Annotated in this window: 11 protein-coding genes; 9 read left to right on the forward strand and 2 right to left on the reverse strand. The window is 62.7% G+C overall.

Going from position 1 to position 26,544, the window contains the following annotated elements:
• The first annotated feature begins 185 nt into the window (after positions 1–185).
• Genes JOE33_RS04330 through JOE33_RS04340 form a run of 3 tightly spaced genes read left to right on the forward strand, consistent with a single transcriptional unit; the run spans position 186 to position 4,728 of the window.
• Positions 186–1,358, forward strand: coding sequence for an efflux RND transporter periplasmic adaptor subunit (locus tag JOE33_RS04330; RefSeq protein WP_187626147.1), 1,173 nt, complete (start codon positions 186–188; stop codon positions 1,356–1,358).
• Positions 1,359–3,332 carry a MacB family efflux pump subunit gene (locus tag JOE33_RS04335; RefSeq protein ID WP_209924037.1) on the forward strand — a complete coding sequence of 658 codons (1,974 nt, stop codon included), beginning with the start codon at positions 1,359–1,361 and terminating at the stop codon, positions 3,330–3,332.
• 7 nt (positions 3,333–3,339) lie between these two features.
• Positions 3,340–4,728 carry an efflux transporter outer membrane subunit gene (locus JOE33_RS04340; protein WP_187626145.1) on the forward strand — a complete coding sequence of 463 codons (1,389 nt, stop codon included), beginning with the start codon at positions 3,340–3,342 and terminating at the stop codon, positions 4,726–4,728.
• A gap of 382 nt (positions 4,729–5,110) precedes the next feature.
• Here JOE33_RS04340 and JOE33_RS04345 read toward each other — a convergent pair whose 3' ends face one another.
• Positions 5,111–6,745 (reverse strand): PvdJ/PvdD/PvdP-like protein, encoded by a 1,635-nt coding sequence (locus JOE33_RS04345; protein ID WP_187626144.1) that lies wholly within the window; start codon positions 6,743–6,745, stop codon positions 5,111–5,113.
• Between the two features lie 182 nt (positions 6,746–6,927).
• Here JOE33_RS04345 and pvdM point away from each other — a divergent pair, with 182 nt between their 5' ends.
• The 6 genes from pvdM (at position 6,928) to JOE33_RS04375 (ending at position 17,403) form a co-directional block, all read left to right on the forward strand.
• Entirely contained in the window at positions 6,928–8,271 is a 1,344-nt protein-coding gene (pvdM, locus tag JOE33_RS04350; RefSeq protein ID WP_010436400.1) for a pyoverdine-tailoring dipeptidase-like protein PvdM, read from the forward strand.
• 42 nt (positions 8,272–8,313) lie between these two features.
• Positions 8,314–9,594 carry an aminotransferase class V-fold PLP-dependent enzyme gene (locus JOE33_RS04355; RefSeq protein ID WP_122578503.1) on the forward strand — a complete coding sequence of 427 codons (1,281 nt, stop codon included), beginning with the start codon at positions 8,314–8,316 and terminating at the stop codon, positions 9,592–9,594.
• 47 nt (positions 9,595–9,641) lie between these two features.
• On the forward strand, positions 9,642–10,502 hold the full coding sequence (locus tag JOE33_RS04360; RefSeq protein WP_096139644.1) for a formylglycine-generating enzyme family protein: 861 nt from the start codon (positions 9,642–9,644) through the stop codon (positions 10,500–10,502).
• 69 nt (positions 10,503–10,571) lie between these two features.
• Positions 10,572–12,248, forward strand: coding sequence for a cyclic peptide export ABC transporter (locus tag JOE33_RS04365; protein WP_187626142.1), 1,677 nt, complete (start codon positions 10,572–10,574; stop codon positions 12,246–12,248).
• Positions 12,249–12,554: 306 nt separating this feature from the next.
• Positions 12,555–14,795, forward strand: a complete 2,241-nt coding sequence (locus JOE33_RS04370) for a TonB-dependent siderophore receptor (RefSeq protein ID WP_187626141.1) — start codon at positions 12,555–12,557, stop codon at positions 14,793–14,795.
• A gap of 196 nt (positions 14,796–14,991) precedes the next feature.
• Positions 14,992–17,403: a TonB-dependent siderophore receptor gene (locus JOE33_RS04375; RefSeq protein WP_187626140.1), complete on the forward strand. Its 2,412-nt coding sequence runs from the start codon at positions 14,992–14,994 to the stop codon at positions 17,401–17,403.
• Positions 17,404–17,919: 516 nt separating this feature from the next.
• Here the strand turns inward: JOE33_RS04375 and JOE33_RS04380 are convergent.
• A complete protein-coding gene (locus tag JOE33_RS04380; protein ID WP_187626139.1) occupies positions 17,920–26,544 on the reverse strand; it encodes a non-ribosomal peptide synthetase in 8,625 nt (2,874 codons plus the stop codon).

Below are 26,544 nucleotides of genomic sequence, written 5' to 3' on the forward strand. Positions count from 1 at the left end.
CTGACTCCAACTCGACAAGACGACCCGAATTAGCCGCTCCCGTTAAACGAAACACGGACGCTGATGTTTAGCCGAACCGGACAACCCGTGATCGACGCTAAATTCCTGCCGGCATGCCTCGTTTAAAGGGCAGCTCTCGTGGCCGTCGTTCACCGACCGACTGATCTCCCAGCGCAGGAATCTGCATGAAACGCTCTCGACATCCTCGACGCGCCCTTCTGGTGGCGCTGTGCCTGTTCCCGGTCATTGCCGTATGCGCCTGGCAGATCCTGCCCGACAGCAAAGGCAGCGCCGCGACCGTGACGGTGACCCGCGGCACGATCGAAAACAGCGTCACGGCGCTGGGCACCCTGCAGCCGCGCAGTTACGTGGACGTGGGTTCGCAGGCCAGCGGGCAGATCATGAAAATCCACGCCCAGGTCGGCGATCAGGTCAAGGAAGGCGACTTGCTGGTCGAGATCGACCCTTCGACGCAAAAGGCCAAGCTCGACGCCGCACGCTACGCCATCAATAACCTCAAGGCGCAATTGCAGGAACAGCGTGCGCTGCACGAACTGGCCGAACAGAAGCAGCAACGCCAGAAGCGCCTCGCCGCAGGCGGTGCCACGCGGGCCGAGGACGTGCAGGCTGCCGAGTCGGAATTTCGCGCCACCCAGGCACGGGTCGACATGTTCAAGGCGCAGATTCTCGAAGCCCAGGCCGCTCTGCGCAGCGATGAAGCAGCGCTGGGCTACACCCGCATTTTCGCGCCCATGAGCGGCACGGTGGTCGCCCTCGACGCGCGTGAAGGCCAGACGCTGAACGCGCAACAACAGACGCCGCTGATTCTGCGCATCGCCCGCTTGTCGCCGATGACGGTCTGGGCCGAAGTTTCGGAAGCTGATATCGGCCATGTCAAACCCGGCATGACTGCCTATTTCACCACCCTGAGCGGCGGCACCCGGCGCTGGAGCAGCACCGTGCGGCAGATCCTGCCAGTACCGCCCAGGCCGCTGGATCAAGCCAATCAGGGCGGTGGCAGCCCGAGCAGTTCGCGCAAGAACGGCGGTGGCCGGGTGGTGCTGTACACCGTGCTGCTGGACGTCGATAACAGTGATCAGGCGCTGATGGCAGAAATGACCGCACAGATATTCTTCGTCGCCGATAAAGCCGAGAACACCCTCACTGTGCCACTCGCGGCGTTGCGAAACGGGACGCAGGCCGATCGGCAGACCGCCCAGGTGTTAACTGCCAATGGCGAGGTACAGAACCGTCAGGTGCGCACCGGCATCAGCGACCGTCTGCGCGTTCAGGTACTCGACGGCCTGAATGAAGGTGAGCGTCTGCTGGTACCCGCCTCTGTCGGCAGCGGGGGCTGAATGCGCACGCCGCTGATCGACCTGCGAGGTATCCGCAAATCCTACGGTGGCGGCGACAGCCCGCTGGTCAACGTGCTGCGCGGCATCGATCTGTCGATTCATGCCGGTGAGTTCGTGGCGATTGTCGGCGCTTCCGGGTCCGGCAAGTCGACACTGATGAACATCCTCGGTTGCCTGGACCGTCCGACCTCGGGCGAATACCTGTTCGCCGGGGAAAACGTCGCCGAACTGGGCAGCGACGAACTCGCCTGGCTGCGCCGCGAAGCGTTCGGGTTCGTGTTTCAGGGCTACCACCTGATTCCGTCCGGCTCGGCGCAAGAAAACGTCGAGATGCCGGCGATCTACGCCGGGACGCCCGCCGCAGAGCGTCACGCGCGGGCCGCCGCCCTGCTCGACCGACTGGGCCTGGCGTCGCGCACAGGCAATCGACCGCATCAGTTATCCGGCGGCCAGCAGCAACGGGTGTCCATTGCCCGCGCCTTGATGAACGGCGGGCACATCATCCTCGCCGACGAGCCCACCGGTGCGCTGGACAGCCACAGCGGCGCGGAGGTGATGACCCTGCTCGACGAGCTGGCCAGCCAGGGCCATGTGGTGATCCTCATCACCCATGACCAGGAAGTGGCGGCGCGCGCCAAACGGGTCATCGAGATCAGCGATGGGCTGGTGATCAGCGATACCGCTCGAGATGCTTCTGACGTGCAGCGCTCAGTCAATCCAGGCGCGCTGCAGGCGGTCGACCTGCGCAAGCGCCTGAGCGAGGGCAGCGGTAGTCGCGGTGCCTGGAAAGGCGAACTGTTCGATGCGCTTCAGGCAGCGTGGCGGGTCATGTGGATCAACCGCTTCCGAACTGCGCTGACGCTGCTGGGCATCGTCATCGGCGTGGCGTCGGTGGTGGTGATGCTGGCCGTCGGCGAAGGCAGCAAGCGTCAGGTCATGGCGCAGATGTCCTCGTTCGGCTCCAACATCATTTACCTCAACGGCAAGGCGCCCAATCCGCGCGCGCCCAAGGGCGTCATCAGCCTGGAGGAAGTCGCTGCGCTGGGCGAGTTGCCCGAGGTGAAAATGATCATGCCGGTCAATGGTGGCCAGGCCGGGGTGCGCTACGGCAACGTCGATCACTCCAGTTACGTCGGCGGTAATGACACGCACTTTCCGGCAATCTTCAACTGGCCAGTGGTGGAAGGCAGTTATTTCAGCGAGGCGGATGAGCAGAACGCAGCCGCCGTGGCAGTGATTGGCTACAAGGTTCGCCAGAAACTGTTCGGCGAGCATACGGACCCTGTCGGCCAGTACATCCTGATCGAAAACGTGCCTTTTCAGGTGGTCGGCGTGCTGCAGGAAAAAGGCGCCACGTCGGGCGATCTGGACAGCGACAATCGCATCGCCATCCCCTACTCGTCGGCCAGCATCCGCCTGTTCGGCACGCAGGACCCCGAGTACATCACCATCGCCACCCGCGACGCCAACAACGTCAAACAGGCCGAACAATCGATACGCAACCTGCTGCAACAACTGCATCACGGCAAACAGGATTACGAGCTGACCAACAACGCCGCGATGATCCAGGCCGAAGCACGCACCCAGAACACCCTGTCGCTGATGCTCGGCTCGATTGCCGCCATTTCGTTGGTGGTTGGCGGCATCGGTGTGATGAACATCATGCTGATGACCGTGCGCGAACGCACCCGTGAAATCGGCATCCGCATGGCCACCGGTGCGCGGCAGAGCGACATCCTGCGGCAGTTCCTCACCGAGGCCGTGATGCTTTCCGTGGTCGGCGGGCTGGCCGGTATCGTGCTGGCACTGGGCATGGGCGCAGCGCTGCTGCTGAGCAAGGTGGCCGTGGCGTTCACCCTGCCGGCCGTGGCCGGGGCGTTTGCCTGCGCCCTGATCACCGGCGTGATCTTCGGCTTCATGCCGGCCCGCAAAGCTGCCCGCCTCGACCCGGTCGCGGCCCTCACCAGTGAATGATCAATCAATGAAGCCGAGTCTCTCCGTTTTGACTGCCTGCCTGTTGCTGAGCGCCTGCCAGACGCCTGCTCCGCCCCCGGACAGCGGCATCCAGCCACCGGCAAGCTGGGCGTTTGCGGAAAACGCCGCCGCGCAGCGCAGCGACGTGCGTTGGTGGCAGCAGTTCGGCAGCCCACAGCTGAATCGTCTGATCGAACAGGCCAGTCGTGACAGCCACGAAGTTGCTGCGGCGATGGCGCGGGTGCGTCAGGCTCAGGCGACCGCCGTCATCGGTGGCGCGCCGTTACTGCCGGAGCTGGCGTTTGACCTGCGCGGTGAACGCAACAAATTCGTGCGCAACAGCGACCGCAAGGCCAACCCTTCCGATGACAACAACACCAACAATTTCACCAGCGACCTGACCGCCAGCTATGAAGTGGATTTCTGGGGAGGTATCGCCGCGGGACGCGACAGCGCACTACAAGGCCTGCGCGCCAGCCAGTTTGATCAGGCGACCGTAGAGCTGACCCTGCTGGCCAACGTCGCCGATCGCTATGCGCAAACCCTGGCGGCACGCGAGCAGGGGCGGATCGCCGAACTGAACCTGACCAACGCGCAGGACGTGCTGCGCCTGGTGCAGACCCGCTATGACTCGGGCTCGGCCACGGCCCTTGAGCTGGCGCAGCAGAAGAATCTGGTTGCGACCCAGCAGCGTGAACTGCCCCGCGTTCAGCAACTGGCCAACGAGCAGTTGATCACCCTGGCGGCCTTGCTCGGTCAGCCGGTGCAGAATCTGCATATCGCAGATCAGGCCTTCGACACCCTGAACTGGCCGGACATCGGCCCCGGCCTGCCCAGCGAGCTGCTGACCCGCCGTCCGGATTTGGCCAAGGCCGAGGCCGACCTGGCAGCGGCACAGGCCAATGTCACGGTCGCCCGCGCAGCCATGCTGCCGAAACTGACCCTGAGCGCCAGGCTCGGCACCGAAAACACCCGCGCCGAAGACTGGCTGCGCGCACCGTTCAGCAGCCTCGCTGCCGGGCTGGTCGGACCGATCTTCAATAATGGCCGCCTGGCTGCAGAGCGCGACAAGGCCACAGCGCGTAAGGAAGAGCTGCTGGAAACCTATCGCGGCGCGATCATCAACAGCTTCGCCGACGTGGAAAAAGCCTTGAACAGCATCCGCGGCCTGGACCAGCAACGCTACTGGCATGAAGAAGAGCTTAAACAGGCGCAAACCGCCTTCCGCATCGCCCAGAGCCGTTACCAGGAAGGCGCCGAAGACCTGCTCACCGTACTGGAAACCCAACGCACCCTGTACCAGGCGCAGGACATCAGTGTGCAACTGCGGCTGGCGCGCTTGCAGGCGAGCATTGCGCTGTACAAAGCACTGGGTGGGGGTTGGCAGGTGCGCTGAGCGTCACGCAAGGAACGATAATCCCACCACTATCGTGCGACGCAGAGCGTCGCGAACTGCGTTCCCACGCTGGAGCGTGAGGAACGATAATCCCAACTATCGTGCTGAAGCTCTGCGTCGGTCTGCACGGATAACTCCACTATCGTGCGACGCTCTGCGTCGCATGCCGTTCGGGACGCTCCGCGTCCTCTTTGCGACGCGGAGCGTCGCGAACTGCATTCCCACGCTGGAGCGTGAGGAACGATAATCGCACCACCACTATCGTGCGACGCTCCGCGTCGCATGCCGTTCGGGACGCTCCGCGTCCTCTTTGCGACGCAGAGCGTCATGGACGGCACTCCCAAGCAGGCGCGTAGGGAACGACAATCCCGACTGTCGTTCGCTAAAACCACCGCTCCGGCAACAGATTCCGGGCATACCACGGCCTGCGCGGCACGCGGCGCAGCAGGTTGCTCAACTTCTCATCCGCAGCAAAAGTAATCCGCAATGCAAGCTTCATGACTTCCGGGTCCATTTCCATGGTCGTGCCTGCGGCCTGGCCGGGCACGGTGCTGCAACCGTGGGTTTCAGGCCCCAGCCAGGGATCGCTGACATTCACCCAGCGGCCCGGCGCAAACCACGGCACACCGTTGACTTCCAGGCGTTTCACTTCGCCCGGATGAAAGCGCTCGTGGGCGCGGAACCAGTCCTCGATGCGGTCGTCGATCCAGCCATGGAACATCCAGAACACCGGGTTCACGTGCGATGAAAACGGGTCGGCGAGAAAGTCGTTTTCCGGCGCGAACCAGCGCTCGGCAAAATCATCCGAACGACGCGCCATGGGCACCGGCTGGCCGTTGGCCGGATCACGGGCCACCGAGGCCCAGCGCATGTGCAGCCAGTCGTGCAGCTCCAGTTCGACCTGCGAACCAAACTGACCCAGAGTCAGCTTCGACAAAAAGCGCGGATCGCGATACTGCGATTCCCAGACCTGAAAATGCGTATGAAACGTCTCGTGGCTTTTGATATCGCTGACCAGCTGGGTGTATTCCTCGTCACCATGCGCCAGCCAGTTGGGCGGCAGCGAACAACCGTCGTGATTGTCGAAATAGCGGGCAAAGCCCAGGCGGTCGCGTTCCAGCTCAGGCTGCGGCAGCGGAAAGCGCGGCCAGGACGGCAGGTCCTGAATCCTGCGTGCCTGGATCAGCATGTGCCGGTGCATATAAAAGAAGTCTTCACCCGAGCCGTTGCGATCCTTGTGCGGGCCACGCGCATCGCGCTCACGGTCACGCGGGCCCGGCTGCCAGCCGATCCCGCGCAGGGCGTCACGCTTGTCTTCGGGAAGCTTGTGCCATTTGTCTCGCGAGGCATGCCAGAGCTGATGGAACAGTCGGTGCTCTTTGGAAACCAGCCAGGCCAGGAACGGCGGGCTCAGGCCGACCCTTTCCCGCGCCTCTGGAAACACCTGCTTGATCGCGATCAGACGGTTGTCCAGTTCCGGCAGGGCAAGCGGTCGGTCCAGACGTTCGATACGCCCGCTCAGGGTGCCGCTGCCTGCGTTACCGAACGCGCCCCAGACTTCATCGAGGGTCAGGCTGAATTCGTAATCCGGGCTGTCGCTGTGCGGATCATTGCCGGCATGGCCGTCCATGACCCGCAGATAGAGTCTTGCGGCGTTGGCCGGTTGCAGATCGCCAATCACCCGAAAACGCGGCAGCGCATCGCCGCGCAATTGTTCGGCCGTGTCGATATAGCCGCGCAGACCGCGACCGCGCGGGGCGATGTCGAGAAACATTTCCAGGCCTTCGAGCGGCGCACCGCTCAGCCCGGCATCGCGCCCTTCGAAGCGCAGGTTCCACACACCGCGCAGCTTGTCGGCCAGGCGCTGGGTGGCGGTATCGGCAGGCCCCGCCGTCGCTTCGCCCGGTGTTTCGGGCAGGTCGACCCGGGTGAGTTCCCGATGCGCGTAATACGCTGCCGGAACTGCCGCACCGGTCAGCGCCAGCCCCGCTATGAACCCTCGTCGAGAAATCGTCATTACCCTACCTGTTCCAGCCCCGAGACAGCCGTTATCCAAGCTAGAACGTAAACCCGACAGACAAATTTAGCGCTGCACACACATCCATGACCTCGCGCTAAATTTATCGGTGATCCGCTCGTTCTCCACCAGATAGCAACAGCCGTCGCAGGCTGCGCAACGGTTAACCACACGAGACGGAAATGACAAGACCGCGTTGGAAAAAAGCTCTCTTCATCGGCCTGCCGCTGGCCCTGGCCATCAGTGCAGGTACGGGCTTTCTGGCCTGGAATTACTGGTCGCCAGCAGGCTACCCGGTCAAGGTCATGCAACAGGCCGACGACCTGCAGGAACGGATCATTTCCTTCGACAGCCACATCACCGTGCCGATGAAATTCGGCAGCGAGGGCAACGAAGCCGACAAGGACGGCTCGGGGCAGTTCGACCTTGTGAAAGCCGCGCGCGGACGCCTGTCCGGTGCAGCGCTGACGGTATTCGGCTGGCCGGAAATCTGGAACGGCGACAACGCCCCGCACCGTCCGACACCCGGATTTGTCGACGAAGCACGTCATCAGCAGGAAGTGCGCTACAAGATCATCACCGGCATGGTGCGCGACTTCCCCAATCAGGTCGGCATCGCCTACACCCCGGACGACATGCGCCGCCTGCACGGCGAAGGCAAGTTTGCGATCTTCATCAGCATGCTCAACGCCTACCCGCTGGGCAATGACCTGAGCCTGCTGGACCACTGGACGGCGCGCGGCATGCGCATGTTCGGTTTCAGTTATGTCGGCAATAACAGCTGGGCCGATTCTTCACGTCCCCTGCCCTTTCTCAATGACACTCCCGACGCTCTGGGCGGCCTGTCGCAGATCGGCAGGCAGGCAGTGCAACGCCTCAACGACCTGGGCGTGATCATCGACGTGTCACAAATGTCGAGCAAGGCGCTGCACCAGGTCAGCGAGCTGAGCCGCACGCCCATGGTCGCCTCGCACTCGGCACCGCGCGCGCTGGTGGACATCCCGCGCAACCTCAGCGATGAAGAAATGCAGCTCATCAAGCGCAGCGGCGGCGTGGTGCAGATCGTGGCGTTTCCGGCCTATTTGAAGCCGCTGAGCCAGAAGACCCAGGACAAGCTCAACGCCCTGCGCAAGGACTTCGACCTGCCACCACTGCCGAACCTGGCCATGGCGCTGATGCCCGGCGACCCGATCATCACCGTCTGGCCGGAACAACGCTTTGGCGCCTATGCCAGCAAGCTGTACGCAATTCTCGAAGAGGAGCCCAAAGCCACGGTCAAGGACTTCGTCGACGCCATCGATTACACAGTGCGCAAAATCGGCATCGACCATGTCGGCATCAGCTCCGACTTCAACGATGGCGGCGGCGTGAAAGGCTTCAACGATGTCAGTGAAATCCGCAACGTGACGGCCGAACTGATCGAGCGCGGCTATGCCGAAGCGGATATCACCAAGCTGTGGGGCGGCAATTTCCTGCGCGTCTGGGAGCAGGTCCAGGCGGCAGCGCGCCCGGTGGCTGCGCAATGAACCCTGCAAACGCCTCTCACCGACCCTCAGGCGCTCTCGCTCATGACTGATCGCAGAACCTTCCTCAAACAGGCCGGGCTGCTCGCGGCGGCCCTGCCCCTGGGCTCCGGCCTTGCAACGGCGGCCATGACGCCAGCGACTCAGCCGACCTCCACAGACAAATGGACGCGCCTGAAACAATTGTTCAATCAGGACCCGGACTACGTTCACCTCTCCAATTTTCTGGTCACCTCGCACCCTGCACCGGTTCGCCAGGCCATCGAACAGCATCGCGCTCACATTGATCGCAATCCCGGTCTGGCCATGGACTGGGACCTGGGAGAGACCGAGCGCCGCGAACACGAGGTTCGCGTCTGGGCGGGCAAGTACCTGAAGGCGCAACCCGGCCAGATCGCCCTGACCGGCAGCACCACTGAAGGCCTGGCGATCATCTACGGCGGTCTCCATGTGCGCCCGGATCAGGAGATTCTGACCACCGAGCACGAGCACTCCTGCGTCCGCGACATCCTCAAATTCCGTCAGCAGCGCGACGGCACGCAGGTGCGCAAGATTCGCCTGTTCAAGGACCCGGCTACCGTCTCGGCAGATGAAATCATCGGCTCCATCGCGCGCAGCATCCAGCCGAAGACGCGGGTGCTGGGCATGACCTGGGTGCAGTCCGGCAGCGGCGTGAAACTGCCCATCGGGGCCATCGGCGATCTGGTCGAGGAACACAACCGCAACCGTGACGACCAGGAGCGCATCCTCTACGTGGTCGACGGCGTGCATGGCTTTGGCGTCGAGAACCTCGATTTCCCGGAGATGAAGTGCGACTTCTACGTCGCCGGCACTCACAAGTGGCTGTTCGGACCACGCGGCACCGGCATCGTCTGCGCCCGTTCGGAACAGGTTAAAGACCTCACGCCGCTGATTCCGACGTTCTCGGAAGCCACCGGTTTCAGCACGATCATGACGCCCGGTGGCTACCACTCGTTCGAACACCGCTGGGCGTTGAACGAGGCTTTCAAATTGCACCTGCAATTGGGCAAGGCCGACGTGCAGGCACGCATTCACCAGCTCAATAGTTACCTCAAGCAGCGCCTCAAGGCCCAGCCCAATGTCGAGCTGGTGACGCCCATGGACCCTGCGCTGTCGGCGGGCTTCAGTTTCTTCCGGCTCAAGGGCCAGTCGTGCGACGAAGTGGCGGCCTGGCTGATGAAGCAGCGCATGGTAGTTGACGCGGTGAGTCGCGACGTCGGCCCGGTGGTACGCACTGCACCGGGGCTGCTGAACAGCGAGGCCGAGATCGATCGTTTCATGACGCTGCTCGCCCGGCGCGCCTGACACGCATGCACCGATCACCTGTTTTCCGTTTTCCATCGAGACCCGTCATGAAAAAAACACTGCTGCCCCTCTCCGCACTGCTCGGCCTTCTGCTCTGCGACAACGTCCTGGCCGCCACGCCGGTACCCGCGCCAGGTAAGGTGTTCAAGGACTGCAAGGACTGCCCGGAAATGGTCGTGCTGCCTGCGGGCACCTTCACCATGGGTGCGCCTGAAGAGGAACTGGGTCGTCAGCCGGACGAAGGTCCTCTGCATGACGTGACCTTCGCCAAACCCTTCGCCATCAGCCGTTTTCAGGTGCTGAGCGGCGAGTGGAATGCCTATATCAAAAGCTCCGGCTACAAGATGCCGGATGGCGACACCCGGCCAGGCCGCGAGTGCAAGGCCGGCACGCCGCGCTACCCACTGAGCCCGCGTCAGCCTGCGGTGTGCATGGACTGGAACGAAGCCAAGGCGTATGTCGAATGGCTGTCGAAAAAGACCGGCAAGTCTTACCACATGGTCAGCGAAGCCCAGCGTGAATACGCGGCACGCGGCGGCAGCAAGGGCTCCTTCCCGTTTCCGATGGACGAAGGCAAGCCCTACAGCATCGCCAAACACGCCAACACCTACGGTCCGGAAGACGGTTTCAGCTACACAGCGCCTGCCGGCAGCTACAGCCCCAACGATTTCGGCATCTACGACGCCCATGGCAACGTCTACGAATGGACTGCCGATTGCGAGACCAGCAACTACAACGGCGCGCCCACCGATGGCAGCGCATGGCTGGCCGGTGATTGCACCTGGAAGATGATTCGCGGCAATGACTGGACCGAAGCGCCGATCTTCTCCCGCTCCGGCAACCGCAACAGCCGCCAGCCGGATGTTCGCGGCGACTGGCTGGGCTTCAGGGTCGCCCGCGACCTCTGACGGACTTCATGCGCATCCGGGGCCTGAACCAGGCCCGGGCCGCACTCACGGACACTGACGAGACACACCATGACCCGCAAAACTGAAAGCATCGCCCGGGAAACCCTGAGAATCCTCAAGCCGTTCTGGTGGCTGGTGGCGCTGTCGACCTTGCTGGGGATTGTCAGCGGCCTGAGCGTCACCGGTCTGCTGGCCACCATCAACAACGCGATGAACATGCCCGGCGGGCCGGACACGCAGACCGCGCTGCTGTTCGCCGGGTTGTGTGTGCTGACCCTGGCGTGCTCGACCCTGTCCAACCTGTCGACCAACTACGTTGGCCAGCGAGTCGTCGCCAACCTGCGCCGCGAGCTGGCGGCCAAGGTGCTGGTCGCGCCCATCGAGCAGTTGGAACGCTATCGCGCGCACCGCCTGATCCCGGTGCTGCTCAACGACGTCAACACCATCAGCACCTTTGCCCTGTCGGTCGCGCCGATGGTGATTTCGTTTACTGTCACCCTCGGCTGCCTGACCTATCTGGCCGTGCTGTCCTGGCAGATTCTGGCGCTGACGGTACTCACTGTGGTGCTCGGCACCGGCGCGCAATACCTGGCGCATGCGTTCGGCATGCGCAGCATTCTGGCCGCGCGCAACAGCGAAGACGAATTGCAGAAGCACTATCAGGCGCTGTCCGCAGGCGCCAAGGAGCTACGCATTCAGCGCAAACGCCGTCAGCACATGCTCGACGAAAAGATTCACGGGGCCACCGAGCACATCTGCCGTTCGAACATTCGCGCTGCCAACATCTTCGTCAGCGCGGAAACCTTCGGCTCGATGCTTTTCTTTGCGGTGATCGGCATGGCCATTGCCTTTCAGGCGCTCTGGCCGACGACCGAAAAGACTGTATTAGGCGGCTTCGTGCTGGTGATGCTGTACATGAAAGGCCCGCTGGAGCGCCTGATTACCGCCCTGCCCGGCATCAGCCGTGCGCAGATCGCCATGCGTCGCATCGCCGAGCTGTCATGGAAATTCTCCAGCCCCGAACCGCACCTGTTGGTCAATGACCGTCCGACGTCGCTGGCCAGTATGCACACGCTGGAGCTGCACAACCTGCGCTATGACTACCCGCCGGTCGAGGGCAGCGAAGCCTTTCACCTCGGCCCGGTCGACCTGAGCATCAAACAGGGTGACATCGTGTTCATCGTCGGCGAGAACGGTTGTGGCAAGACCACGCTGATCAAGCTGCTGCTGGGCCTTTACACGCCGCAACAGGGTGAGATCCGCCTCAATGGCCAGGCCGTCACCGCGGAAAACCTGGATGACTACCGCCAGTTGTTCACCACGATTTTCGCCGACTACTACCTGTTCGATGAGCCGTTGCAGGGGCAGGCTGCGTTGCCGCAGGACGCAGGCAAGTATCTGGAGCGCCTGGACATCGCGCACAAGGTCAGGATCGAGAACGGTGCTTTTACCACCACCGACCTGTCCACCGGTCAACGCAAGCGCCTGGCGCTGATCAATGCGTGGCTGGACGAGCGTCAGGTGCTGGTGTTCGACGAGTGGGCGGCCGACCAGGACCCAGCGTTCCGTCGCGTGTTCTACACCGAGCTGCTGCCGGAATTGAAGCAACAGGGCAAGACCATCATCGTCATCTCCCATGACGACCGCTACTTCTACATCGCCGACCAGTTGGTGCGCATGCAGACCGGGCAGATTCAGGTCGAACAGGTTCACAGCGAAACCCACGACAAACCCGTCACCGCGTGATTCACCCACGCCTTTAACGCCCCGCCCGGCCCGTCCGCGAGCGGGGCTTTTTCTTGCCCGAGCATTCCGCGTCACACTCAATTACTAGCCAAGCGCCATCTTTTTTCGGGAATTGTGAAAAAAACATTAAATAAACGTTATTCGCTTTCGTTCTCATTAACAGCGAATTGCGCGCCCGGCCATCTCTCGCGCAACGCCTCATAAAAAAGTTGCTCACGCCTGCCCGGTCGACGGCTGGACCCGACTGCGCAGACCCGAACGACGCACCCAATTTCCTTGCCGATACTCACTGGAAAGAGCCAATTCATGCACAACCCGTCACGTCTCACCCCGCTCAGCAAAGCGTTGATGCTCAGTCAGATGTTCCGCTCCCGGCCATCCATGGCGGCCATGGGTCTTGCGCTGTGCATGCCGGTGGCAGGCCAGGCACAGGAAACCGCTGCGGACGATTCGAACACGACGGGCACGGTCAATCTGGCCCCGACCTCGATCGACTCGCATTACCTGGGCACCAGCACCGACGGCACCGGTTCCTACACCACCGGCGCGGTGAGCATTGGCAAGGGTGCGCCGCAATCGCTGCGCGAAACGCCGCAATCGGTGAGCGTGGTGACCCGGCAGGTCATGGATGACAACAACCTCACCAGCCTCAGCGACGTGCTGGAAGACACCCCGGGCATTACCTTCCAGTACCGCAACTTCGGCGGCCACGTGTACACCTCGCGCGGTTTCTCATTGCTGGCGGAAAGCTTCCTGGTCGACGGCATTGGCGGCCAGGGCTATCAGATCACCGGCTGGATGCAGCCGGACATGGCCATCTACGACCGCGTGGAAGTGCTGCGTGGCGCGTCCGGCCTGCTGGTCGGTGCCGGTCAGCCCGGCGGTGCGGTCAACCTGGTGCGCAAACGCCCGACCGCCGAGAACAAATTCTCGATCACCACCCGCGCCGGTTCCTGGGACCAGTACCGCGTCGACCTGGATGGCAGCGGCAAGCTCAACGATTCCGGCACCCTGCGCGGGCGTATGGTCGCGGCCTACGATGACAGCGGCTCCTACCTGGACGGTCGCGACAGCCGCACGCCGCTGCTGTACGGCATCGTCGAAGCCGACCTGAGCGATGACACCACCCTGACCATGAGTCTGCGTCGTCAGGAGCAGGTCATCAACGGCTACTCGATTTATGGCCTGCCGCGCTACAGCAACGGCCAGTCGCTGGGCCTGTCGCGCTCGACCAACCTGGCGCAGAAGTGGAACCGCCATGAAAGCGACATGACCGAGGTGTTCACCGAAGTCGCGCATCGCTTCAATGAGGACTGGGTCAACAAGACCTCGTTGACGTATTCGCAGGGCGGGTTCGATCAGAATATTGCCTATGCACGAGGTACGGTAAACCCCACGACACTGGCGGGCTCCAACTTTCAGGGCACGCTGTTTCGCAAGGATGAGGTCGACAGCGTCGGTCTGAACAGCCAGCTGGAAGGCAACTTCAACGCGTTCGGCCTTGAACATCAGGTGACCCTGGGTGCCGACTGGTCGAAGCAGGAGGCCAACACGCATCAGGCTACGGTGACCAGACGGACGCCGATCAATATCTTCGATGTCGACCAGAATGCGTTCGCCAAACCGGCCCGTCCGGCCTGGCAAACCGACATCGACACGACCGAAGAACGCGCGGGCCTGTACGCCAACACGCGTATTCACCTGAGCGAACCGTTGAGCGTGGTGCTGGGCACGCGCCTGAGCTGGTATGACTACAAGTACGACGTCAAAACCGGCTTGGCGAAGGATTACGAGTCCAAACAGACTCAGGAATTCACGCCCTTCGCGGGTGTTATCTATGACATCAACGACAGCTGGTCGTGGTACGCCAGCTATGCCGACATCTTCACGCCACAGGCCAACTACGTCACCGCTGGCGGCTCGCCACTGGACCCGGCCATCGGCTCCAACTACGAAACCGGCTTCAAGGGCGAACTGTTCGACAAGCGCATGAACCTGTCGATGGCGCTGTTCTATATCAAGCAGAAAGATGTCGCGGCGGTCGATCTCACAGCACAGGATACGCTTACAACCTGCCCTACCAGTTCCGACGGCTCCTGCTACCTGCAGGACGGCATCAGCCGCAGCAAGGGCGTCGACGTCGAGGCCAGCGGTGAAGTGCTGCCGGGGCTGCAAGTGTTCGGCGGTTACACCTACAACATGCTGCGCAACAACGGCGACTCGGATGTGGCTTACGAAACGCCGAAACACATGCTGCGCCTCAACACCAGCTACAACCTGCCGGGTGCCTGGAACCGCCTGACCCTGGGCGCTGGTGTGTCGGCGGATTCGGGTTACGAAGTGCCGTCCAACAAAGAGCTGGGCGTGGCCGGCCGGGCCATCTGGGATGCCCGAGCGTCGTGGAAGCTGGATGAGAACTGGAAGGTGTCACTCAACGCCGAAAACCTGTTCGACCGCAAGTACTACACCACCTCGATCGCCACCGACCGCTCCAACGTCTACGGCGAACCGCGCAGCTACGTCCTGACCTTGCGGGGGGATTTCTGATCTAAGTAAACGATAGGCGTGATTCCAGCGCCCACGCTCCGCATTCAGCGTTATACCCAAGTCCGCTCTTGATTCTGGCCGAAGGCCGTGGGAGCGGAACGCTGAGGGCCAGGACACTCAGCAAACATCTGCATACCACCACCTCCCCCGCAAATGCATTATCCTTCACCATTGATCTCAACGAGCCATCCCTCCCATGCAAACATCCTCCAGCCGTCTGCGCACAGGCCGCGTGAAAACGCTCGGCCTGCGTCTGGGCGGTGTGGGGCTGGTGCTGGCGTTGAGTGTCCAGGGACAGGCGTTGGCGGAAGAATTCGAGTTCGATATTCCGGCCCAGACCCTGAGCACTGCCCTGAAGGAATTGGGCCGCCAGTGCGATCTGCAAATCCTCTACAACCCCGACGACCTGAACGGCAAGCTCAGCAGCCCGGTGCATGGCAGGCTGACGCCCGAACAGGCAGTCGCCGACCTGCTGAAAAAAGCCAACGTAGCGCACAGCCTTGAAGACAACACCCTGACCCTTGGCGCGGCTACCTCCGCACACACCATGAGCCTCGGGCCGGTGGCGATCAAGGGTGACTCGTTCGGCATCACCACCGAGGGTGGCGGCTCGTATGCGGCCAGCGGCGTGAGCCTCAACAAGACCGCTCAATCGTTACGCGACACGCCGCAGTCGGTCACCGTCATGACCCGTCAGGTGATGGACGACAAGAACCTCACCGGCCTCGACGAGGTGATGGCACAGACGCCCGGCATCACCTTTTCCCAACGCAATTTCGGCTCTCATGTCTTCAGTTCGCGGGGCTTCGCGCTGGAGGACGAGAGTTACATCATTGATGGCGTGGCCGGCCAGGGTTACAGCGTGACCGGCTGGATGACCCCTGACATGGAAATCTACGACCGCGTCGAAGTACTGCGCGGCGCGGCCGGCTTGCTGATCGGCGCAGGCAATCCCGGTGGTGCGGTCAATCTGGTCCGCAAGCGGCCGACCGCCCTGCCGCAGTTCTCGATCACCACTCGCGCAGGCAGTTGGGACAACTACCGGGTCGACCTGGATGGCAGCAGCAAACTCAACGATTCAGGCAGCATCCGCGGGCGTTTTGTAACGTCCTATGAAGACCGCGGCTATTTCACCGATGGTCTGCAGAAAACCGCGCCGTTGCTCTACGGCATCCTGGAAACCGACCTGAGCGAAGACACCACCCTGACCCTGGGCGTGCGCCATCAGAACGCGGACACCAAAGGCTTTTCGATCTTCGGTCTGCCTCGCTACAGCAATGGCAAGGCCATCGACCTGCCGCGCTCCACGTCGCTGGCCCAGGACTGGAACCGCCACCAGACCCGCACCGACGAAGTGTTCAGCGAGCTGGAAACCCGCTTTGACGAGAACTGGAGCGGCACACTGTCGGCAACCCACTCCGATGGCGCTTTCGATCAGAAGGTCGCCTATGCACAGGGCGCTATTGACCCAGCGACACAGAGCGGTTCCCGACTGGTCAGAACCCTGTTCCGCTCGGACGATATCCATAGCGATGGCATCGACGCGCACCTGGACGGCCGGTTCGACGCCTTTGGCCTGACTCACCAGTTGACCGTCGGCGGCAATGGGTCCGAACAGAAACGCGAGTCGCGCTATGCCACGGTCAACGCCAATCAGCCGCTGGCTATCTTCAGCCCCGACCACGACGCGATTGCCGAACCTGTGCGCCCGGCCTGGAACAGCACTGACTACAGTGACAAGCGTTATGGCGTGTACAGCAACCTGCGCCTGAGCCTGACTGAATCGTTGAGCCTGGTGATGGGTGGCCGGGTCAGCAGCTATGACTATCAGACCACGTCCGCAGGCGTGACCCGTCGCGCCCAGGAAGACAACCAGGTCACACCGTTTGCGGGGGTTATCTACGATCTGAGTCGGGGCTGGTCGTGGTACGCCAGTTACACGGATATTTTCCTGCCGCAAAGCGCCTATCGAACCGCATCAGGCACGCTGCTTGATCCGGCCATCGGCGCCAGCCATGAAACCGGAATCAAGGGCGAGCTGTTCGACAAACGTCTGAATGTGTCAATGGCGCTGTTCTATGTGAAGCAGAAGGACGTCGCCGTCGAGGATGATGCCAACGCCGGCCAGTGCCTGAGCAACGATGCTTATGGGACCTGCTACCTGAACGGCGACGTACGGCGCAGCAAAGGCATCGACTTGGAAATCAGCGGCGAGCCGTTACCGGGATTGCAGACCCTGGCCGGCTACACGTTCAACATCACCCGCGGCAGTGACGGGCAATCGATTTCAGCAGAAACACCCCGGCATATGCTGCGCCTGACCAGCACCTACACCCTGCCCGGCGCCTGGCGTCGGTTAAGCGTCGGCGGCGGGGTCTCGGCGCAAAGCAGCTACTCGGAACACGGGGCGACCCAACCCATCGATAATGCTGGCCGGGCCATCTGGGATGCCCGGGTCGCATGGAAAATCGACGAACACTGGTCGTTGGCGCTCAATGGCAACAACCTGCTGGATCGCAAATACTACAAGGCCACCGGTGACATCGACCGGGGCAACTACTACGGCGACCCACGCAACTACGTCCTGACCCTGCGCGGTGATTTTTAAGCGGCGCTCGCGCCGTGCACTCAAGAGCGGACGCAGAGCGTACAGAAAGGCATGCCCACGCTGGAGTGAACTGACCCCAAAAAGTCGGACGGTTGACTATCGTTCCCATGCTCCGCGTGGAAATGCCGTTCGTGACGCTCTGCGTCACACAGCGGCTTTTCTTTGTCAGGTGGATTTGGGTTCGGCTCAGGTCACCTTTTCGCCCCTCGGCGACCTACTTTGATGGGGCCAAAGTAGGCAAAACCCGCAGCTCCGTTTCCGGCCCGACTTCGTCGGGTTCCTTCGCCCTGTCACTGATCCGGGGGTCGCCGCAACGCGCCATCCATGGCGCGGTGCGGCTAGCCTGGCGTCCTGCCAGGCTACCCCCGGATCAGCGCCAGAACTCAGCCGTCACTTACGTCGCAATTTGCGTTGTCAGTGCCATCGTGGTTGAAAAGCACTTATGGAGCAGTGGCTGGCGATGAATGGCCATCGTCCCCACACTCCGCGTGGGAATGCCGTTCGTGACGCTCTGCGTCACACCAGTTGCTCGGCAAGTCCCTGCAGAAACGCCTCCGCGATCACCAGGTTGTCGTGCCGTTGATCGATTGTCGTCGAGCTGCGCAGTCCGTTGACCGAGCATTGTTCCAGCAGCACCGCTTCGGCCTTGGCAATCTGCCCCGGTTTGCGGCTTTGCCCTGCCCACCAGCAATCGGCCTGTACATTGAGGGTTTTCAAGGTAAACGCCTGGCTGAGTTTCGCGTTGGCTTCGAGCAACTTGTAACCGGTTTCGATTTCGTCCTGCACAGCGATGTCCTGGAACATGCTGCGCAGGCTGTCGACGTTCATCGCATGTTGCAGTGCGATCTGCCCGATCACCTGATCAATGACTTCACTCTCCACGGCCACCGACTGCCGGGCCGTTTCGATCAGGCCGACAATGGTTTGCTCCTGCAAGCCCGGCACGAAGGCCTGCAGGCTCTTGATCAGGCTGCGGTAGTAGTTTTCGCCCTGCTTCTGCGTGGTGACGTGCGAGTCCTCTTCGACCCATTGCATGCCGACCGATGCCGGCAGCTGGGTGTCGACCAGCCCGAGAAAGCTCACCACCTCACCAGCGCGCTCCAGCACATGCGCGACTTCGACAGCCAGCGCGCCGCCCATCGACCAGCCCAGCAGGTTGTAAGGCCCGTGCGGCTGGGTCATGCGGATCTGCTCGACGTAGTAATCGACCATGTCCTGCCACGACGTATCGAACCAGCCCGGCACCACATAGGCCTTGTTGACCAACCCGTAAACCCTTCGGCTGTCGCTCAACTTGCCCGCCAGCGGGTAATACGAATACGTGCCGCCACCGCCCGGCGGCAGACAAAAGAGTGGCGCATGCGCCGAGCCATTGGCGTTCATGGCGATGACCGCCGATTTGACCCGAGCCTCGTCGGCGCGCATGAAATCGGCCAGTTCACCCAGGGTCTGCAGCAACAGCAAGTCATGCAGTTTGATGGAGATATCGAACGTCTCGCGAATCCTGCCCGCCAATGACACCGCCAGCAACGAGTGCCCGCCCAGCGCGAAGAAATTGTCGTTGAGCCCGACCCGTTCGACGTGCAACACCTGCTCCCACAACGCAGCAAGGCGTTGCTCGAATGCCGTGCGCGGCGCCACGTAACCCTGCTGTGACCGGGCCGCATCCGGTTTCGGCAGAGCCCTGCGATCCAGCTTGCCATTGGCGGTCAGCGGCATCGAATCGATAAAGACAAAGTAGCCCGGCACCATGTAATCCGGCACATGAGCCTTGAGGTGCGACTGCACAAGCTCGCGCAGAACATCCGGCGCCGGAGCGGCATCGGTCGGCACCAGATAAGCCGCCAACTGCTTGCCGGACGGCCCGTCGATGTCGATCACCGTGGCTTCGCGCACAGCTGCATGCTCATGCAAACGCGCTTCGATTTCGCCCAGCTCGATACGCAGGCCGCGAATCTTCACCTGATGGTCGATACGCCCGGCATAGTCGATAACGCCCGCGTCGCGGTAACGCGCCAGATCGCCGGTGCGGTACAGCCTGCCACCGCCCTGCTCGTCGAACGGGTCCGGCACGAAACGCTCGGCCGTCAGCGCCGCACGGTTGTGATAACCCCGCGCAAGACCGACGCCCCCCAGATACAACTCTGCTGCCACACCCTGTGCAGCAGGCAGCAGGCCGTCATCGAGAATGTGGGTTTTCAGGTTATCGATAGGTCTGCCAATCGGCACGCTGAGGATGTCATCCGAGGTGCAGGTCCAGTGGGTGACGTCGATGGCTGCCTCGGTCGGACCGTACAAGTTGAACAAGCCAACCTGCGGCAGACGCCTGAGCACCTGACCGGCAAGTTCGGCAGGCAGTGCTTCACCGCTGCACACCACTCGGCGCAGGCTGTCGCAGCTTTCTACCTGCGGATGGGTCAGGAACGCCTGCAGCATCGACGGTACAAAGTGCAGGGTCGTGACCTGATGTTCGCGGATAGTCTGTATCAGTCGCTCCGGGTCGCGATGATCGCCCGGCAGCGCAACGGCCAGGCGCGCGCCGGTCATGAGCGGCCAGAAGAACTCCCAGACCGACACGTCGAAACTGAACGGGGTTTTCTGCAACACCGTGTCGCTGCCATCCAGCGCGTAAGCCTTCTGCATCCAGTGCAAACGGTTGACCAGCGCAAGATGGCTGTTGCCTGCACCCTTGGGCTTGCCGGTCGAGCCGGAGGTGTAAATCACGTAAGCCAGATTCAGCGGATGACTCAGGTTGACCGGGTTGGCGGTGCTGTAACCGGCCAGCCAGTCGCCGCCCTGATCCAGACAAATGGTCTGGACCTGAACCGACAGCCCCTCCAGCACTGCCGATTGGGTAAGCAGCAAACCAATCCCGCTGTCCTGCATCATGTAGGCCAGACGATCCTCGGGATAATCCGGGTCCAGCGGCACATACGCGCCACCGGCCTTGATGATCGCCAGCAGACCGATCACCAGTTCCAGGCTGCGCTCGACACAGATACCCACCAATACGTCCGGCCCCACGCCCGACTCACGCAGGCGATGCGCAAGCTGATTGGCGCGGGCATTGAGTTGCGCGTAGCTCAACTGCTCGGCGGCGAAGATCAGCGCCGGCGCGTCCGGCGTGGCACGCACCTGAGCTTCGATCAGATGGTGCAGGCACTGCTCGCTCGGGAAGTCTGCGGCTGTGGCGTTCCACTCGCGCAGAACATGCTGCTGCTCTCGGTCGCTCAACAACGCCAGTTCGCCAAGCGCTGCCTGCGCGTCATGCGCCAGCGCCTGCAAGACCTGCTGGAAATGCGCCGACAACTGCGCCATATGTTGCTCACTGAACGCCTGACGGGCGTAGCTGAAACGCACCGACAGGGTTTCACCGAGATTGACCACCAGCGTCAGTGGGTAATGTGTCTGTTCCTGCGTATGCAGACCGCCGAACACCAGCCCCGGCGGCGCAGCCTGTTGCAAGGCGTCGGAAACAGGGTAGTTTTCAAATACCAGAATGGTGTCGAACAGCGTCTCGCCAGCGCTGCGTGCCCAACGCTGAATCTCGTACAGCGGCGTGTGTTCATGCTCTCGCAAGGCAATGTTTTGCGCCTGCACCTGTTGCACCCAATCCGCCACCCGCTGTTCGGCACGCGGGCAGGCGATCACCGGCAGGGTATTAATGAACAGCCCGAGTTGCTCCTCGACACCCGGCAGATCCGCCGGACGCCCGGCCACGGTTGCGCCGAAGGTGACGCTGGACTGCCCCGTGTAGCGTTGCAGCACCAGCAGCCAGGCCGATTGCACCAGCGTGTTGAGGGTCACGCGCTGTTCGCGGGCAAACTCGCTCAGTTGACGGGTGCTTTCGGCATCGATCAGATGCAGGTAATCACCATGCCCCTGGCCGTTCTCAGGCGCCTTGAAGGCCTGAACCAGACGGGTGGGGTCATCGAGTCTGGCCAACTGGTCGGTCCAGAAACGCTCGCTGAGCCCGGCATCCTGACGCTGCAACCATTCGATGTAGTCGCGATAGCGGCTGACCTGCCTCGGCAGTGTCTGGCCGCTATAACGCTGCAGCACTTCACCGAGCAGGCGCGAGCTGCTCCAGCCGTCCATGAGGATGTGATGGCTGGTGTAGATCAATTGATGACTCTGCTCGCCGGTGCGCAACACGGCCAGGCGCAACAACGGGCCCTGGGCCAGATCGAAACCCTGCTGGCGGTCGGCATCGGCCCATTGGTCGATCCAGTCGGACGACTGCGCTCGGGCGTCCAGTTCGACAAAAGGCATGCGCACATCACGCAAGACCACTTGCAGCGCCGGTTGCAGATGGCTGATGAAAGCACTGCGCAGCACTTCGTGGGTATCCAGCGTGGCCTGCCACGCGGCGCGGAAACGCGGCACGTCCAGGCCGCTGACCTCGATGCGCATCTGGTTGATGTAATGACCCGCTTGCTGCTCGAACAGGGTGTGGAACAGCATGCCCTGCTGCATCGGTGCCAGCGGGTAGATGTCTTCGATCTGCCCGGCAGATATCGGCAAACTGCTCAGCTGCGACTGGCTCAGGCGCGCCAGCGGGAAGTCCGACGGAGTCACCCCAGCCACGCCTTCAGTGGTGCAATGCGCAATCAACTGTTGCAGCTCAAGGGCGTATTCGTCGGCCAGTCGCTGCACCGTGTCGCGCTCGAACACCGCGCCACTGAAGGTCCAGCTCAGCCGCAGTTCTCCGGCATAGACCTGACCGTTGATGCTGATCGGCGCAGCCAGCGGCGCATCGGCACTCTGTGAGGCGCCGCTGCTGTCGGCGGACGGCGTGAACAGTGCTTCAGGTGCGTCGAAGCTGCCGTCGAACTGCCCCAGGTAATTGAACACGATGCTGCCCAGCGGCAAGGCTTGCAGGGTCTGCCGCGCCGATTCACTGCCCAGGTAACGCAACGCGCCGTAACCGATGCCCTTGTCGGGCACTGCGCGCAGTTGCTCCTTGATGGTCATGATCGAGTCGGCCAGCGAGGTCTGCGGGGTGAGTCGGATCGGGTACACATTACTGAACCAGCCCACCGTACGGCTAAGGTCCAGCGCGTCGAACAGGTCCTCACGGCCATGCCCTTCGAGACGAATCAGCGCATGCGGTTGCGCGGTCCAGCGGCTGATCACCCGCGCCAGCGCGGTCAGCAGCAGGTCATTGATCTGCGTGCGGTAGGCCGCCGGGGCGTCCTGCAGCAATTGCCGGGTCAGCTCACCATTGAGTTGGGTGACCACCGACAGCGCATGCTGCTGTTGCTGGCCACCCTGCGGATGATCACAGGGCAAGGCCTCACTGACGTCCTGCAATTGCGCCTGCCAGTAGCCCAATTCCTGCTCCAGCGCCGGGCTTTGCGCGTAGGCCTGCAAGTGCTCGGCCCAGCTTTTCAGCGAGCTGGTTTTCGCCGGCAGCAGCGCTGGCTGACCTGCTGCCAGGGCGATGTAACCCTGTTGCAGGTCTTCCAGCAACACCCGCCATGACACGCCGTCCACCAGCAGATGATGAATCACCAGCAGCAGGCGCTGTTCGCCTTGCGGCAGGTTGATCAGCACGGCACGCAATAGCGGTCCGTTTTTCAGGTTCAGGCTGCGTTGCGCCTCATCGGCCAGCTCAGGCAAGCGCTCGATGCTGTCCAGCTCGTGGGTCCAGAGCAGCTCGCGAGTGTTCAACGCGCCGAAGGTGGCCTGCCATTGGCCGTTCTGCTGGCTGAAACCCAGACGCAACGCGTCGTGCTGTTCGACCAACGCAGTCAATGCTGACTGAAGATGAGTGGCCTCCAGCGTTTGCAGCGGCTTGAGCATCAGCGCCTGATTCCAGTGCTGACGCTCGGGGATGTCCAGCTCGAAAAATCGCGCCTGGATCGGCAGCAACGGCAACGAACCGCTGATGTGCTCCGCCACGGCGGCGGGCTTTTTCTGAATCAGTTTCGCCACCGAGGCCAGTTGGCCGATGGTCTGCTTTTCGAACAATTGCTTGGGGCTGAGCTTGATCCCCTGACGCTTGGCGCGGGCGATGATCTGCAGGCTCAGGATCGAATCGCCGCCCAGTTCGAAGAAGTTGTCGGTGCTGCCCACCTGCTCCAGCTTGAGGACATCCGCCCACACGGCAGCGAGCTTTTCCTCGATCTCGCCGACCGGCGCGGTGTAACGCTGCTTGACCACGCCGGGTCTGGGCAAGGCGCGCTTGTCGAGCTTGCCATTGGCGGTCACCGGCAGACGCTCGAGAAGCATGATCTGCGCGGGCACCAGATACTCCGGAAGGTGCGCTGCCAATTGTTCGCGCAGCTGGTCGACGTTGAGACTCGTGCCGACCGCCGCCACGCAATAGGCCACCAGTTGCAGCCGTGTCTCATCGCTTTCCAGCGGCTGGGCCAGCACCACGGCCTCGGCGACGTTGTCCAGGCGTTGCAGCCATTGGCCCACTTCACCCGGCTCGACCCGATAACCGCGGATTTTCACCTGATCGTCAGCACGGCCCAGGTATTCCAGCACGCCATCCACCCACCGCGCACGGTCGCCCGCACGGTACAGGCGCTGACCGTTGGCGTCCGGGTCTGGCACAAAGCGTTCGGCGGTCATTGCCGCACGACCCAGATAACCCTGCGCCAACCCGCGACCGCCCAGATACAGTTCACCGGCCACCCGTTCGGCCACCGGATTGAGGTAAGCGTCCAGCACCCGCGCCTTGCCGTTGGCCAGCGGCTGACCGACCGGCACACTGCGGCAGGCACTGAGAGGCCCGGCCACTTCGTGGGTCAGGATCCCCACCGTGGTTTCGGTCGGACCGTAATGGTTGATGACCCGGCAGCCCGGCTTGAGCGCACGCACCTGCTCGATCAACGCCCAGGCGCTGGCCTCGCCACCCAGAATCAGCACCTGCCCCGGCAGCACGTATGCCGGATTGGCGGCCTGCAGCAGGCCCTGCAAATGGCTGGGCACGATTTTCAGCACGTCAACCTGATGCTCGGCCATGTAACGCGCGAAACCGTCAGGGTCGAACGCCTGCTCGTGAGACAGCAGGTGCAGCGTTCGGCCGGACGCCAGCGCACCGAACAACAGCGTGTGCCCCAGGTCGGCAGCGACCGTCGACACCATCGCCATGCTCGCCCCGTCGTTCAGCGCCAGGCGCTCAAGCACGCCCTGCACATAGTTGGCCAGCGCGCCGTGGCTGATCACCACGCCCTTGGGCTGCCCGGTGGAGCCGGAGGTGTAGATGATGTACGCCGCTTGCCCGGGCAGAACCCGAACGTCCAGCGCCTGGCTATCGACAGCGGCCCACAGCGCAGCGTCGAACGCCAGCACCGGGCACACGCCCAACCGCGCCGCCTTGTCGTCATCGGGCGCATGCACCAGCAGCACCGCGCCGCTGTCACGAACCAGTTGCTGCAGACGCTCGGCCGGTTGCGCGCTGTCCAGCGGCAGGTACACCGCGCCCAGCTTCAGCACCGCCAGCAGGCTGACCACCCATTCCACCGAGCGGTCCAGGCACAGGGCGACGGTCATGCCCGGTTTGATGTCCTGGGCGTGCAGGTAGCGGGCGAATTGATTACTGCGTGTCTCGAGCTCATCAAAGCTCAACACCTGCTGGCCAACACGCAAAGCAGTGTTGCCGCGCCTGGCGTGCAGGCCCTGTTGCCAGAGGCTGAGGAAATCAGGGCAGGTAAAGTCCCGGGTTTGCTCGGCGACCGGCGATGATACCGCGTGTGGATGATCGGCCAGACGCCGGTCAGTGTCCGTGACCAGTGCTTGCAGCACGCTGCGCAGCGCGTCGGCGATACGCTCGATGGTCTGCGCTTCGAACAGGTCGGTGGCGTAGGTGAAATAACCTCGTATCCCGTCGGGCGTGTCGGTGAAGTCGAAGGCCAGATCGAAACGCGCATCGCTGCTGCCCATCGGAAACTCATCGACGGTCAGGCCCGACACGCGCTGCCCGCTGGTATCGGCTGCCAGCACGTGCTGATTGATCTTGAACTGGAACAACGGGTTATGGCCCAGATTGCGCTCCGGTGCCAAGGCATCCACCAGATGCTCGAACGGCAGTTCCTGATGCGACTGCGCACCCGTCACCACCTGTTTGACCTGATCCAGCAGCTCGGCAAAGCTCTGCCGCTCGTCCACCTGCACACGCAGCACCTGGGTGTTGATGAAGAAGCCGATCAGCCCTTCCAGCTCGCTGCGTGTGCGCCCGGCATTGGGCGCGCCGATGCGGATGTCGGACTGCCCGCTGAAGCGCGACAGCACTACCGACAGCGCCGCCAGTGTCACCATGAACAGGGTCTGGCCGTTGTTGCGCGCCAGGCTTTTCAGTTGCGCGGACAGTTGCTGCGGGACGTCGACGCGCACAACCGCACCGCGATGGCTCGGTTGCAGCGGACGCGGGTGGTCCAATGGCAGGCTCAGCAGCGGATGTTCGCTGCCCAGTTGCTGTTTCCAGTAGTCCAGTTGCCGCTCGCCCTCCCCGGCCTCCAGCCAGGCGCGTTGCCAGATCGCGTAATCGGCGTACTGAACCGCCAGCTCGGGTAACGGAGTCGGCCGGCCGGATACCTGCGCCTGATAAAGCTGCACGAACTCGCGAATCAGCACTTCGCCGGACCAGCCATCGGACACCACGTGATGCATGCACACGGTCAGTACGTGTTCGCTTTCACTCAGCTGGAACAGCTTGACCCGCAGCAGCGTCCCGCTCAGCAGATCGAAGGGCTTTTGCAACTCGGCACGCACCTGTTGCTCGATGTCTGCGGGGGCCGCCGCCGCGAAATCGAGGGCGACCGTGGCCTGTTGGAGAATCTCCTGATAGAACGCGCCGTCCTCTGAAACGAAGCGGGTGCGCAGGGTTTCATGGCGTTGCACCAGCAGATCCAGCGCCGCGCTCAGGGCCTGTCGGTCCAGTGCGCCATTCAGACGCACCGCCAAGGGCACATTGTAGGCCGCGTTGCCCGGTTCCATCTGCCAGAGAAACAGCATGCGCTGCTGCGCGTAGGACAGCGGGATGCGCGCTGCGGCGTGTCGGGTTACAGCGATGGGCAGCAGTTTGAAGCTCTGCCCGGTCTCGTGCATCTTGGCGAGGATCTGGCGCCGTTGTTCGACGGGCAAGCCGACGAAACGCTGGGCGATACGCTCTGCTGCAGACTTGTCCAT

Origin of the sequence: Pseudomonas sp. PvP027 (genome assembly GCF_017833005.1) — a bacterium.
Classification (GTDB): domain Bacteria; phylum Pseudomonadota; class Gammaproteobacteria; order Pseudomonadales; family Pseudomonadaceae; genus Aquipseudomonas; species Aquipseudomonas congelans.

What these genes read in the sequence shown, in the direction of transcription:
- JOE33_RS04365 (WP_187626142.1), top strand. Translation starts at nt 10,572, where the DNA reads ATGACCCGCAAAACTGAAAGCATCGCCCGGGAAACCCTGAGAATCCTC.
- JOE33_RS04340 (WP_187626145.1), top strand. Translation starts at nt 3,340, where the DNA reads ATGAAGCCGAGTCTCTCCGTTTTGACTGCCTGCCTGTTGCTGAGCGCC.
- JOE33_RS04355 (WP_122578503.1), top strand. Translation starts at nt 8,314, where the DNA reads ATGACTGATCGCAGAACCTTCCTCAAACAGGCCGGGCTGCTCGCGGCG.
- JOE33_RS04370 (WP_187626141.1), top strand. Translation starts at nt 12,555, where the DNA reads ATGCACAACCCGTCACGTCTCACCCCGCTCAGCAAAGCGTTGATGCTC.
- JOE33_RS04330 (WP_187626147.1), top strand. Translation starts at nt 186, where the DNA reads ATGAAACGCTCTCGACATCCTCGACGCGCCCTTCTGGTGGCGCTGTGC.
- JOE33_RS04380 (WP_187626139.1), bottom strand. Translation starts at nt 26,544, where the DNA reads ATGGACAAGTCTGCAGCAGAGCGTATCGCCCAGCGTTTCGTCGGCTTG.
- pvdM (WP_010436400.1), top strand. Translation starts at nt 6,928, where the DNA reads ATGACAAGACCGCGTTGGAAAAAAGCTCTCTTCATCGGCCTGCCGCTG.
- JOE33_RS04375 (WP_187626140.1), top strand. Translation starts at nt 14,992, where the DNA reads ATGCAAACATCCTCCAGCCGTCTGCGCACAGGCCGCGTGAAAACGCTC.
- JOE33_RS04345 (WP_187626144.1), bottom strand. Translation starts at nt 6,745, where the DNA reads ATGACGATTTCTCGACGAGGGTTCATAGCGGGGCTGGCGCTGACCGGT.
- JOE33_RS04335 (WP_209924037.1), top strand. Translation starts at nt 1,359, where the DNA reads ATGCGCACGCCGCTGATCGACCTGCGAGGTATCCGCAAATCCTACGGT.
- JOE33_RS04360 (WP_096139644.1), top strand. Translation starts at nt 9,642, where the DNA reads ATGAAAAAAACACTGCTGCCCCTCTCCGCACTGCTCGGCCTTCTGCTC.